Source organism: Rhodanobacter sp. A1T4, from assembly GCF_014207185.1.
Lineage (GTDB): Bacteria > Pseudomonadota > Gammaproteobacteria > Xanthomonadales > Rhodanobacteraceae > Rhodanobacter.
Window position 1 is genome coordinate 243,431 of sequence record NZ_JACHCP010000007.1, and the last position, 12,342, is coordinate 255,772.

At 64.3% G+C, this 12,342-nt stretch carries 13 protein-coding genes; 4 read left to right on the plus strand and 9 right to left on the minus strand.

Annotated features, from left to right (window positions below):
• Positions 1-83 precede the first annotated feature (83 nt).
• The gene (gene hemF / locus HDE80_RS15965; RefSeq protein ID WP_184672512.1) at positions 84-986 is read right to left on the minus strand and encodes an oxygen-dependent coproporphyrinogen oxidase; all 903 of its coding nucleotides are present in this window, start codon (positions 984-986) and stop codon (positions 84-86) included.
• 236 nt (positions 987-1,222) lie between these two features.
• Between hemF and HDE80_RS15970 the strand changes: the two genes are divergently transcribed.
• From HDE80_RS15970 to HDE80_RS15985, 4 genes are all read left to right on the plus strand, one after another.
• A complete protein-coding gene (locus HDE80_RS15970) occupies positions 1,223-2,428 on the plus strand; it encodes a beta-ketoacyl-[acyl-carrier-protein] synthase family protein (protein WP_184672514.1) in 1,206 nt (401 codons plus the stop codon).
• Positions 2,425-3,261, plus strand: a complete 837-nt coding sequence (locus HDE80_RS15975) for a beta-ketoacyl synthase chain length factor (RefSeq protein ID WP_184672516.1) — start codon at positions 2,425-2,427, stop codon at positions 3,259-3,261. Before HDE80_RS15970 ends, HDE80_RS15975 begins: the two co-directional genes overlap by 4 nt.
• Complete coding sequence (locus HDE80_RS15980) at positions 3,258-4,016, plus strand: glycosyltransferase family 2 protein (protein WP_184672518.1); 759 nt, start codon at positions 3,258-3,260, stop codon at positions 4,014-4,016. The genes HDE80_RS15975 and HDE80_RS15980 overlap by 4 nt, the downstream gene beginning before the upstream one ends.
• 147 nt (positions 4,017-4,163) lie before the next feature.
• Positions 4,164-5,759: a tryptophan 7-halogenase gene (locus tag HDE80_RS15985; protein ID WP_184672520.1), complete on the plus strand. Its 1,596-nt coding sequence runs from the start codon at positions 4,164-4,166 to the stop codon at positions 5,757-5,759.
• An 18-nt stretch (positions 5,760-5,777) separates the two neighbouring features.
• Here the strand turns inward: HDE80_RS15985 and fabG are convergent, their stop codons facing one another.
• Genes fabG through HDE80_RS16025 form a run of 8 tightly spaced genes read right to left on the minus strand, consistent with a single transcriptional unit; the run spans position 5,778 to position 12,263 of the window.
• Positions 5,778-6,515 (minus strand): 3-oxoacyl-ACP reductase FabG, encoded by a 738-nt coding sequence (gene fabG, locus HDE80_RS15990; protein ID WP_184672521.1) that lies wholly within the window; start codon positions 6,513-6,515, stop codon positions 5,778-5,780.
• Positions 6,512-6,961, minus strand: a complete 450-nt coding sequence (locus tag HDE80_RS15995; RefSeq protein ID WP_184672523.1) for a phosphotransferase — start codon at positions 6,959-6,961, stop codon at positions 6,512-6,514. The genes fabG and HDE80_RS15995 overlap by 4 nt, the downstream gene beginning before the upstream one ends.
• Positions 6,945-9,284, minus strand: coding sequence for an MMPL family transporter (locus tag HDE80_RS16000; RefSeq protein WP_184672525.1), 2,340 nt, complete (start codon positions 9,282-9,284; stop codon positions 6,945-6,947). Before HDE80_RS16000 ends, HDE80_RS15995 begins: the two co-directional genes overlap by 17 nt.
• Before the next feature lie 2 nt (positions 9,285-9,286).
• On the minus strand, positions 9,287-9,940 hold the full coding sequence (locus HDE80_RS16005; protein ID WP_255483839.1) for a LolA-related protein: 654 nt from the start codon (positions 9,938-9,940) through the stop codon (positions 9,287-9,289).
• Positions 9,882-10,841, minus strand: a complete 960-nt coding sequence (locus HDE80_RS16010) for an acyltransferase (protein WP_184672529.1) — start codon at positions 10,839-10,841, stop codon at positions 9,882-9,884. Before HDE80_RS16010 ends, HDE80_RS16005 begins: the two co-directional genes overlap by 59 nt.
• Positions 10,838-11,209, minus strand: a complete 372-nt coding sequence (locus tag HDE80_RS16015) for a hydroxymyristoyl-ACP dehydratase (RefSeq protein WP_184672531.1) — start codon at positions 11,207-11,209, stop codon at positions 10,838-10,840. The genes HDE80_RS16010 and HDE80_RS16015 overlap by 4 nt, the downstream gene beginning before the upstream one ends.
• Positions 11,209-11,940 carry a xanthomonadin biosynthesis protein gene (locus HDE80_RS16020; RefSeq protein ID WP_255483840.1) on the minus strand — a complete coding sequence of 244 codons (732 nt, stop codon included), beginning with the start codon at positions 11,938-11,940 and terminating at the stop codon, positions 11,209-11,211. Before HDE80_RS16020 ends, HDE80_RS16015 begins: the two co-directional genes overlap by 1 nt.
• Before the next feature lie 50 nt (positions 11,941-11,990).
• Positions 11,991-12,263 carry a phosphopantetheine-binding protein gene (locus HDE80_RS16025; protein ID WP_184672533.1) on the minus strand — a complete coding sequence of 91 codons (273 nt, stop codon included), beginning with the start codon at positions 12,261-12,263 and terminating at the stop codon, positions 11,991-11,993.
• Positions 12,264-12,342 lie beyond the last annotated feature (79 nt).

The window sequence follows — 12,342 nt, forward strand, 5'->3', positions numbered from 1 at the left end:
GCATGTGAACTGCGGTTCGCCGCAGTGCCTTCGTTTTACGCCCTCGCTATTTATCCCCTTTTGGGGACTCGCCCCTCATCCCCTCAAACCCAATCGCGCGGCTTCAGATAAGCCGCCAGCTGTGCTTCGGCACTGCCGGCCTCGGGCTCGTAGGCATATTCAAAGCGAACCCGCGGCGGCAGGCTCATCAGGATCGATTCGGTCCGCCCACCCGACTGCAGACCAAACAGCGTGCCACGGTCGTAGACCAGGTTGAACTCTACATAGCGGCCACGCCGGTACAGCTGGAACTCACGCTCGCGCTCGCCGTACGGCATGGCTTTGCGGCGTTCGACGATCGGTAGGTAGGCGTTCAGAAATCCTTCGCCTACCGCCTGAGTGAAAGCGAAGCAGCGCTCGAAGCCGCCTTCATTCAGGTCATCGTAAAACAGGCCCCCGACACCCCGGGTCTCATCGCGATGCTTGAGATAGAAATATTCGTCGCACCATTTTTTATAGCGCGAATAGACGTCCGAACCGAACGGTGTGCACAAGTCGTTGGCGACCGTATGCCAATGGCGTACGTCTTCGTCATGCGGATAGAACGGCGTAAGGTCGAAGCCGCCACCAAACCACCACACCGGCTCCATGTCCGGCTTGTTCGCCTCGAAGTAGCGCACGTTGGCATGCGTGGTTGGTACATGCGGATTGCGCGGATGTAGCACCAGCGACACGCTGGCCGCCACATATGAGGCACCGGTGAGTTCGGGCTTGCGCGCCGTTGCAGCCGGCGGCAGCGACTTGCCCTGGGTGTAGGAGAAATTGACGCCAGCCTGCTCGAATACGTCACCATCGGTCAGCACCCGCGTGCGGCCACCACCGCCGCCTTCGCGCACCCAGGCGTCCTCGACGAAGCGGCCACGGCCGTCAATCTGCTCGACCCCAGCGCAGATGCGGTCCTGCAATCCACGCAGGAAGGTTTCGGCACGTTCGGCTTGCTCGCTCATCTCGCTACTCGATTCTTCAACAGCAGCGAGCTTAGCAAGGCAAATCACCGGCGGCGATGCGCCGTGATGCCGCGTACCTTGACTTGCGTCACCGCTGAATCGGAGCACACAGCACCGATAAGCTACTGACTGACATTCCCACGACCTTCATGCCGCGAGGCCCACCATTCTCGCCAACCCGTCTCCAAACCCATGACGGGCTAGGCAATCCCCGAACCGACCATTAGGCTCTCGCGATGTCCGATCCCATGACTCCTCTCGCGGTCACCGCGTATACCGCCACCTCGGCCATCGGACACGGCCTTGCCGCCCAGCTCGATGCGCTGCGTCACGCGCGCAGCGGCCTGCGTCCGAACGATTTCAGCAGTGCGCCGCTGCAGTGCTGGATCGGCCGCGTGGATGGCGTGGAAAACACACGGTTGCCAGCCGAGCATGCCGTATGGGAATGCCGCAACAACCGGCTGGCGTGGCTAGGCCTGAATCAGGACGGTTTCCTCGATCGCGTGCGCGAGGCGCGCGAGCGCTACGGCGCCAGGCGTATCGCACTGATGCTGGGCACCTCCACCGCCAGCATTGGTGAAACGGAAACGGCCTATCGCCGGCTCGATGCCGACGGCGGCTTCCCCGACGATATGCTGCGCCCGGCGATCCATGCGCCGCATTCGCTGGCGGCTTTCGTTACTGCCGTGCTGGCACTGGAAGGCCCGTGCCTGACCATTTCCACCGCCTGCTCGTCCAGCGCCAAGGTATTTGCCAGCGCCGAACGGATGATCCGTCTCGGACTGGTGGACGCAGCCGTCGTCGGTGGCGTGGATACCCTGTGCGACAGCGTGCTGTTCGGCTTCAACGCGCTGGAGCTGGTGTCGTCGCAGCCGTGTCGCCCGTTCGACGCCGCGCGCAACGGCATCTCGATCGGCGAAGCGGCCGGCTTCGCGCTGCTGGAGCGCGTCGATGCGGCGCCCGATGCGCCACGTCTGCTCGGCTATGGCGAAGCGAGCGATGCTCACCACATGTCCACACCCCACCCCGAAGGCCTCGGCGCTGAGCTGGCGTTGCGCGACACGCTGGCGCGCGCGGGGCTGGACGCATTGCAGGTCGATTACATCAACCTGCACGGCACCGCCAGCACGAAGAATGATGAGGTGGAAGCCGCGCTGGTCAGTCGCGCGTTTCACGCGCATACACGCAGCAGTTCCACCAAGGGTTTCACCGGTCACACGCTGGGCGCGGCAGGCATCATCGAGGCCACTATCGCGCTGCAGGCCATCAAGCATGGCCTGATCCCCGGCAACCTCGGCGGCAGCATGCCCGATCCGGGCTGCGGCCCGCAGTTCGCCTGGAAAAACGAGCATCAACGCGTTGATGTAGCGCTCAGCAACTCGTTCGGCTTTGGCGGCAACAATGCATGCCTCGCTTTCGCCCGCGCTGGATTCTCCGCATGAGCCCGCTGCGCATCCATATTGAAGGCATCGGCCTGTGGTCGAAGCATCTTGGCAACTACGCTGCGCTGCAGTCGCTGCTGGTCGGCGACACGCTCGAACCACCGCTGTCGAAGCCCGCTGCCACCACGCTGCCGCCGAACGAACGCCGGCGCGCGCCGGAAAGTGTGCTGCTGGCGGTCGAGGTGGCCGGCCAAGCGGTGGCGATGAGTGGTCGCGCACCGGCGTCACTGGCCTGCGTGTTTTCCTCGTCGCACGGCGATCAGGCGATCACCGATTACATGTGCGCCACGCTGGCAAGCGCGCCGACCGAGCTGTCACCGATCCGTTTCCACAACTCGGTGCACAACGCGCCGGCTGGCTACTGGACCATCGCTACCGGCTGCCATGAACCGTCAACCGCGGTGTGCGCGCATCGCATGAGTTTCGGTGCCGGCCTGCTGGAAGCGATAAGCCAGGCGCTGGCTGACCAATGCCCGGTGTTGCTCGTGTGCAGCGATATCGCCGGCGCGTATCCACTGGTGGAAGAAACCGGCTGCACGCAGTCGTTCGGCTGCGCGCTGGTTTTGGCACCCGCGGTCAGCGGGACGACGCTGGCCTCGCTGGACATCACGCTTGCGCCAAGCGGTTCGGTCGAAACTTTGCCCGAGCCGCTGGCCGGCTGGCGCGATGCCAATGCTTCGGCAGACGCGCTGCTGCTGCTGGCCCTGCTGGCGCGTGGTCATGGTCGTTGCCAGGTCGATGCCGCCGCTACGCTGGGACTGCATATTGAGCTGCAGCAGGTCGCCATGCCGGGCCTCGACGTGCATCACCGCAACGTGGAGCATGTCGCTTGACCGCCAACGCCACGCGCTGGTGCGTGCTGATCCCGTGCCTCAACGAGGAAGAGGCGATCCAATCGGTAATCGAATCCGTACTGGCGCTGGGTGCGGCCGTGATCGTGATCGACGACGGCTCGGATGACCGCACGCCCGAGATCGTCGCCAGCCTGCCGGTGACCCTGCTGCGCCATGCGCAGCGATGCGGCAAAGGCGAAGCGCTGCGCCACGGCTTTCGCGAGGCGCTGCGGCAGGGTTTCGACGCGGTGCTGACAATGGACGGCGACGGCCAGCACGTAGCCGAAGACATTCCACGCATCGTCGCAGCCGCCGCTGGTTATCCGGAGCACATCGTGATCGGCGCGCGCCTGCTCGATCGTGCGCAGCAACCCAAATCTCGCCGCCGTGCCAATGCAGTGGCTGACTGGGGCATTTCCTGGGCCTGCGCGCAACCGGTGGCCGACACGCAAAGTGGCCAGCGCTGGTATCCGCGTACAGCAATGGAGTTGGTGAATCTGTCGGCCGAACATTTCGTGTTCGAGGCGGCCATTTTGATTGCCGCCTCGCGCGAGAAAAAACTCGGCGTCGTCGCGGTACCCATCGCTTCCCGTTACCACGACACATTCCGACGCAGCCACTTCAGTCCGGTGCGCGATGTCACCCGCATCACCACCTACACCATCGGCTGCGTGTTCCATTACGGCAACATGATTGCCAGCTACCGCCGTTCGCGCGCGCGACCCCTGATTGTCCAGGACACCAACGCAAGCTGACGTTGCGGGATCACCGTCCGTTTCACCCCATGCTGTGCAGCGGAATGATGCATGGCACGATGCCTTCGCACTGACCGCCTCGTCACTCGCTACGTGCGAGTATCGAGGGATACACAATCAAGGCTTGGTTGGCGGCACGGAGTCTGCATGATAAACACGACGCATGATGCAGTGATTCTCGGTGGCGGCCTCGCCGGACTATGCCTGGCGCTGCAGCTGCGCAGCGAGTTTCCCGATATGGATATCGTGGTACTTGAGCGCCACGCGCATCCGCTGCCACTGGCCGCGCACAAAGTCGGCGAATCGACGGTGGAAATCGCCGCGCACTATCTGGCCGAGACACTCGGCCTGCGCGAGCACCTGGAAACCGAGCACATCCGCAAATTCGGCTTCCGTTTCTTTTTCTCCGATGGCCGCAGCGATCTGGAGAACGTGACCGAGCTGGGCGTGCGCAGGGTGTTGCCCACGTCGAGCTACCAGATCGATCGCGGCATCTTCGAGAATTTTCTCGGCGACGAAGCGCGCCGGCGCGGCATCGATTTTCGCGACGATGTCACCGTGCAGGGTTTTGATATGAGCAGCCACGGCGATGCACACAGCGTGCGTTATACCGATGCTGGTGCCGAGCAGTACGCGCTCACCACACGCTGGCTACTGGATGCTTCCGGTCGTGCCGGACTGATCCGCCGCAAGCTCGACCTCACCCGCGATAACGGCCACCACGCCAACGCCGTGTGGTTTCGCATCGACGACCGGCTGGCGATCGATGGCTGGTGCAGTGATGGCGACTGGCAGAGCCGCTGCACGCCGGCAGAACGCTGGCGCTCAACCAACCATCTGTGCGGCCCGGGCTACTGGACGTGGCTGATTCCGCTGGCATCGGGTGCGCATTCGGTCGGCATCGTCACCGATGCGGCGATGCATCCGATCGACACGATGAACACCTTCGCCCGCGCACAGGATTGGCTCGGCACCCATCAACCAGCCATCGCACGTGAAGTCGGCAAGCGCCACGACAAGCTGCTCGACTTCGCTTTTTTCCGTCACTACTCCTACGGCTGCGCGCGCATGTTCAGCGCGGACCGCTGGGCGCTGACCGGCGAGGCAGGGCCGTTTCTCGATCCGTTCTATTCGCCGGGCACCGACTTCATCGCGATCGCCAATACGTATATCTGCCGACTGGTGGCGCTGGACCGCGCCGGCCAGCCGCTGGCCCCGTATGCACGACTGTACGAGCGGCTGTTCTTCTCGTTTTACGAAAGCACACTCACCCTCTATCGCCATCAATACCCGCTATTCGGCAATGCCGAAGTGCTGCCGATCAAGGTGATCTGGGACTACGCTTATTACTGGGGTGTGCTGTGTCAGCTGGTGTTCCAACAGCGCCTCGGCGATGCCGCGCTGTTTGCGGACATGGCGCGTGAACTGGAAACGGCACAGGCACTCAACGAGCGCATGCAGCAGTTCTTCGGACGCTGGCATGTGCTGTCGCAGGGCCGCAATCCGCGCGGCATGCTCGATCAGGGCATGCTGCCATGGTTTGCCGAGATGAATGCCACGTTGCACGATCAGCTGAGTGATGCAGCCTTGCGCACGCGTCTGCGTGAAAACGTCGACCTGCTCGATGGCCTGGCCGCCAGCATCGTCGAGCGCGCCGTGGCCGACGGCGGCGATTCGCTGCGTGGCGATATGCGTGACCTGGCTCGTGCGCGCCTGCGGCCGACGCTGTTTGCAGCGGCGTGAACAACTATCCGTCGGAACTCAGGCCATGCCGCCGTTGACGCCGATCACCTGGCCGTTGATGTAGCCCGCCGCATCGCTGCACAGGAACGCCACCAGCGCGGCGACGTCCTCCGGCTTGCCGGCGCGCTGCGCGGGCACCATTTCGCGGATGCGCTCAGGCGGGAAGTCCTCGCCGATCATGCGGCCTTCGATGATGCCGGGCGCCACCACGTTGGCGGTGATGCCGCGCGAGGCCATCTCGCGAGCCAGCGATTTGGTGGCGCCGTGCAGGGCCGCCTTGGCCGCCGCGTAATTGGTCTGCCCGCGATTGCCGACCTGCGCCGCCACCGAGCTCACCGACACGATGCGACCGAAGCGCGCACGCGCCATCGGCAGCAGTAGCGGCTGGGTGACATGGAAAAACCCGTGCAGCGACACGTCGATCACCCGATGCCACTGCTCGTCGGACATGCCGGCCATCGGCGCGTCGTCGTGGATCCCGGCGTTGTTGATCACGGCGTGGATGGTGCCCTCGGCCAGCAGCGCATCCAATGCGGCGCGGGTCACGCCGGCATCGGTCACATCAAAGGCATCGGACTCCGCACTGCCGCCGGCTTCGATAATTTCCGCCGTCACCTCTTGCGCACGCTGCAGGCTCTGATGGCCGTGCACGATCACGTGATAGCCACCGGCAGCCAGCGCGTGGCAGATCGCGCTACCGAGCTCGCCGCTGCCACCGGTGACCAAGGCGCGACGCAAGGCAGGAGTTGTGGTCATGGCATGCGCTCTCGGGATTCGGGATGAATGACGGCCGCGCGACCGCTGGCCAGCAGCTGGCCGCGATGCTCGACACGGAAGAGGTATTGCGCACTGGCCTCGCTGGCCTGCAGGCATTCGGCATGGACGTCCAGATGGCCATCGTAGTGATCAACATATTCAACAAACAATTGCACGTCACGCAAGCTGACCAGTCGACCGGGCCGGGCCGTCTGCGCCCCACTAGCACGCGCCAGCAGCGCTCCGTGCACAGCCATCGCCTGCGCGCCGTACTCGGCCAGGTGCACCGCGTGCAAACCTTGCGCGCTGCGCAAAGGATTGTCTGCACGGGCTTGGCTTTCGCTAATCGCGTGGATGGTGCGCTCGTCCCACGCAAGCACGCTATCCAGCAGACACATGCTGCCAGCATGGGGGATCAGTGCAGCCCAGTCAGTCTTTGGAAGCATGCGGATTTTGAAAAGGCCTATGCGGCGCCATCAGGATGGACAGGCAGAAATGAAAGGCTACACCGAGACTCACCGTGAGTCCGATCGCGCGCAGCACCGGAATCGTCGCCCACGCCAGCATGCCGAACACCAGCAGCGCGGACAGCACGCAGACGAGAGTGGCATGCAGGGTACGCCGCTGTTCGGCCGGGTCGCCGGTATCGCGCTCGAAGAACAGCGCGTAATGCAGGCCCAGGCCGCCGGCGAGGATCAGCGCCACGAGATGAAACAGCGAGATCTCGATGCCGGCCACGCGCTCCACCGCCAGCACCAGCAAGGTGGCCAGCGTCATCGGCGCCAGCACGTGCCAGGCGCGTCGCAGACTGCGCAGGGCAAAGCTGATCGTGCAAATCAGCAGCACCGCTGCCGCCAACAGCGCCTGCAGGATCCAAGTGCGGTAGTCGACCACCAGTGATTCGGAGGCCGCCTTCAGGTCGAGCAGGCGTACCGTGCCGCCACTCTGATCACCCAGGGCCTGCACAGCGGCCACATCGTGCAAGCCGCTGATCGTGCCCAGGCCAAGCCAGTGGCCATCCCTTTGAACCAGCATGGAAGCCAGACGCTGGCCCAACGGGGACTGCGCGTACAGCGCGGGCGTCAGTGGCGGCAAACGGCGCACAGTGGCGACGTCATCGAGAAACGGCTGGAACAGGTTCGGCTGGAACGGCATGCCCTGCAGCGCATCCGTCAACGCTTTTTTCAGCGCATCATCGTCCGGCAGTTTCTGCTGCCGCGCGCGTTGCACGGCGACACTGGGCAGGTAGCGCGACGGCAGTTCCAGACCATCCACGGCATGCTTCGCGACTAGCGCATCGACCATCGGCTGCAGCGCTTCGGACAGCGCCAGTACGCCCTGCTCGGTCGGCGCCTGCAACACGAGCAAATAGCGCACGTCCGGCGCGCCCAGCGCCTCACGCAGGCGCGCGTCGTGCAGCAACATATCCTGTGGTAGCGGGGTCAGTGCCGCGAGATTGTTCTGCCAGAACGGTCCGGGGGCGAAGGCCAGCATCAGCACGATCGCCAACGCGACCACCAGGGGAATCCAGCGCGGTCGCGGCAGACGATCGACCACGTCGCGGGCCCGGACCAGCCAGGGCAGATCGGCCACGTCGCGCACCTTGCGCGGTAGCAGGTGCGGCAGCAGGTAGCGCGTACTGAAACCGGCGACCAGCAGGCCGACGATGGTAAACACCGCCAGCTGTTTTAGCCCGTTCACGCCGGAGGCGTAGAACGCCAGATATGCGATGCAGGCCGAGGCGATCGCGGTCAGCAGCAGCGGCCACAGCGCACGCACGCTCTGCACCGCATCCTCACCCGCGCGGCGGTGGCTGAGCACGCGGATCGGGTACTCCTGCGCCACGCCGAGCAGGGTAAAGCCGAACGCCAGCGTGATGCCGTGCACGTCGGGAAACGCGAGGGTCAGCGCGGCAATGCCGGCCAGTGCCGCGCTGGCGATCGGCAGCGCGCCAAGCAACAGCGAACTGATGCTGCGATACGCCAACAGCAGCAGCACAATGAAACCGACGGTGGAGATGCGTCCGATCCACTCCGCCTGATGTTGGGTCTGCGCGCCGATCACCATGCTGAAATAGCCGGGCCCGCTGAGATCCAGATGGGCACCAGCGCTGCCCGGCAACGCATGAAACGCCTGCTCGATGCCGCCGATGGTTCGCGCCTGCGCCTCGGGATCGAAACCAGCCGCGGCGGTCTGCACCACCAGCAGCGCCTCGTGCTGTGGCGAGAACCACACGCCTTCGCGCAACTCCGGCGATTTCGGCGGAGCCCAGCGTTCGGCCAGCTTCAGCACTTCCAGCGTGGGATCGCGCGGCAGCAGATTCTTTAGCAAGCTGGCGCCAGGCGAAGAGAGATCATCCAGTCGCTGCTGCAGCTGATCGGTGAGGTACGCCTCATCCAGCGGCTGGGTATCCAGCGTCGGCGACAGCAGGTAGCGATACGGCAACAACTTCGGATCGAGCGCGTCTAGATCAAAGCCGCCGTTGAGCACCTGGCTATAGCGTTTGTCCGCCTTCAGCGCCGCCACCAGTCCCTGACTGAGCGCCGCGAGTTGGGCATCGGAGCGGCCGGATATCGCCAGCAACAGCAGGCGCGAGCCCGGGCCCTCCCCGACCTGCTCCATCAACAGACGCTGATCGGGCGTGGTCGGCGCCGGCATGAAGCTGCGCAGGTCGGTGCTCACCTTCAGTCGCTGGCTGACCATCCAGCCCAGCCCGGCCAGCACCAGCAGCCAGAGCACCAGCAGCGTGACGCGACCGCGCAGCCCCATGTTCAGTGCGCGCCCTGGCACAGCGCCTGCAGCGATTCGCGGGTCGGCTGCGCGGGCATTTTCTCCACGAGCGAACCCAGCAGGTCGATGGCCAGATCGCCGTCGGCTTCCTGCATCTGCATGCAGCGCGACTGCTTGCCGTAGCCGTCGACCACGATGCTGGCGACAGCCTTGGCCACCTTCGCATCGCGCGGCAGCAACGTGAGCGTCCACGCGCCGCTGGCTTCGCCGGTCTGGCTAATGTTGAAGGCCTGCTGCAAGCGGCTACCGTCCCCACTGAGCAAGGCCACGAAACTGTCCAGCAACACCTGCAGCTGCGGTGCGTGCGACAGCGAAAACGTGCGCGCGGCCTTGCCAGCGCGCTGCAGGGTCACTTCGCCGTTGGCAATGCTGGCGGTTTCAGGATTGGGATGATCGACGCGTCGCTGCAACTGGTCACCACCCAACCAGGCCAGCTCGCCAGAGACCACCAGCGGCTTGTCCAGCACTTTCAGGAATCGCGCTTCGGCGAACGCCGTGCGCGCGGGTGCGGGCTGGCCCAGTGCAGCGATCAACGGTTCCGACGTGGCGGACGACGTGGCGACCGCCGCCGTGGTTTCACACCTGGACGCGTTCGCCCACGGCAGCAACATCATGCACAGCAGTAGCGCGAACATCTTGCTGCCAGAAATCATAGAAGTTGAACCAGTTGTAGGGAGCGACATGGACGTAATGTTCCAGGCGTTGGGCATAGCGGGAGATCAACGCGTCCAGGGCGGGGCCGCGCTCCTTGCGCGGAATCTCCACCCGGTCGGCCATCGCCTCGAACACTACACGGTAGCGGTTGCCGCCCAGATACAGGCCAAAGCACAGTACCACCGGCACCTGCAGGGTATGCGCCAGCAGCCAGGGGCTGATCGGAAACGGTGCTGGCGAGCCCAGAAAATCAGCGTACCGAAGTACCTCGTGGCCACGACCGCGATCGGCCAGCATCGCCACCATCGCGCCGCCCTGGCAGGCCTCTGCCATGGCCAGCGCGATGCTGGTGCCATCCTGCGAAGCGTCGATCACCTTAGCGCCAATGTCCGGCGCCAGGTCCTCAAGCAACTTGGTCATCGCCGGGGTTTTCTGCTTGTCCAGCACCACGCGTACCGACATGTCAGGACGTCGCACACCGACCGTACGCAAAGCCTCGAAGCTTCCCTGATGCGAGCCAAATAGCAGTACGCCTTGGCCGCGCGCGATGCTCTCGTCAAGCAGTTCCAGTCCCTGCGTTTCGATCTGGAATTGCTTCTCGCCACGCGCCAGCAGAAAGATCCGGTCCAAACTGGTCGCCGCGTAACTGTGCATGTGCCGGAACACCTGTCGCGCTGTGGCCGGCTTGCCGAATACGCGCTGCAGATATTGCTGCGAAGCGACCCGCTCGGGCTTGCGACGCAAATAGAAATACAGCGTGATCGGATAAAGGCACGCGCGCGCCAGTCCACGACCGCCGTGCAGTGCGATGGTGCGGACGACCCACATGCCGAAAAAGCTGCCGCCCTCGGGCCGGTTCTGCCAGTGTTCGTTCGTGCTCACGCCGCGCCCTCGACCGTGCCGCGCGCCAGTAGCGTGTCGTCACGAAAAAACTCGAAGCGGATGCGCGCAGCGGAAGCCTTTTCAGTCGCCCCGTTTGCGGCAACCACTGTCAGACGCACAAGCGCCTGTTCGGCCGGCAGCAGCGGTGCCATGAATTTCGCTTCCAGCACACGGATCAAGTGCTGCCCGCGCCATGCGCGCAAGGCGATCGCCACCTGCTCCAACAGGATCACGCCCGGTACCAGCGGATGACCAGGGAAGTGTCCGGGCAGCGAAGGGTGATCGGCACCGATACAGAAATCATGTTCGAACGCATCGTTGATGGCGCCCGTTTTTATTACGTCCGCCTTAATCACATCGGTACTCATCACGATATCGCACCTTTGCCACGCATCAGTTCCGGCCAGTGCAACACGAGCTTAAGCAGCATGTCGTGAAGGCCCGGATGGCTGAGATGCCGCAAACGCCAGCGCCGATAGCCATATTCCAGCACGAAGGCGACGGCCAGCACCAGATAACCGCCGACGTGCAGCCACATCGCGGCCCAGCGATCCGGCACCGCCAGTGGCGAAGTAAAACCCAGGCGCGCCAGCACGCCCGCGTGCTCGGCACACAACAACAGCACGGCCAGCAGCAGCGCCTGGGCCGCCAGCAACAGCGTCCAACTCCAGGTGATCTCCCTGGCATAGCGCGCCACCCCAGGTTGCGCCAGCCGCTCGGGGCCTTCCAGCACCACGATGAAACGCGCCACCAGCGGCTCTGGCGTGCCGAGCGTGCGCCCAAAACCGATCGCCAGCAGCGCACTGACCAGAATCGGCACACTTTCCAGCAGCAGGTCGGCGAATCCGAACAGCGACGACGACACCAGCGCCGCCAACACAGTCAGCCACAAAAGCCAGGCGCCGAGGCGCCGTGTCAGCAGCCACGGCAGCATGAATGCCGTCGCCAGCAACAACAGCGCGATCAGCGGAAAAATTTGTCGGTGCGTTACATCGCCGACAATCGCCAGCACCGGGTACGCCAGTAAAAGCGGCAGCAGGTAGCGCCGCATGACAACGGCGGACGAGGGCTGCTCACAGGGCGGAAGCGAATACGTCATGCCGGATACCGCGATGAATGGCCACGCAGGCAGACGCGCAACGGGTGTCGTTATGCTGCGATGCGATTCTGCTCGACATGCGCCGACAGTGTGCGCAGGCTGGTGAAGATCTGCCGGTTGTCGGGATTGTCCGAACGCAACTGGAATCCATAGCGCTTGGACACGGCCAGCGCGATTTCCAGCGCATCGATGGAATCCAGGCCGAGATCACCACCGAACAACGGCGCATCGGGGTCGATTTGATCCGGCGTGACGGTATCGAGATTCAGGCATTCCACGACCAATGTGGCCAATTCGTGTTCCGCCGCTGTCTGCTCTGCCATGCTCGATTCCGTCGTCGTGATTCATTGCCTCCCCCCGGTGGCAGTGGTCGCGGAGTGTAACATAGCGACCTTAATGCTC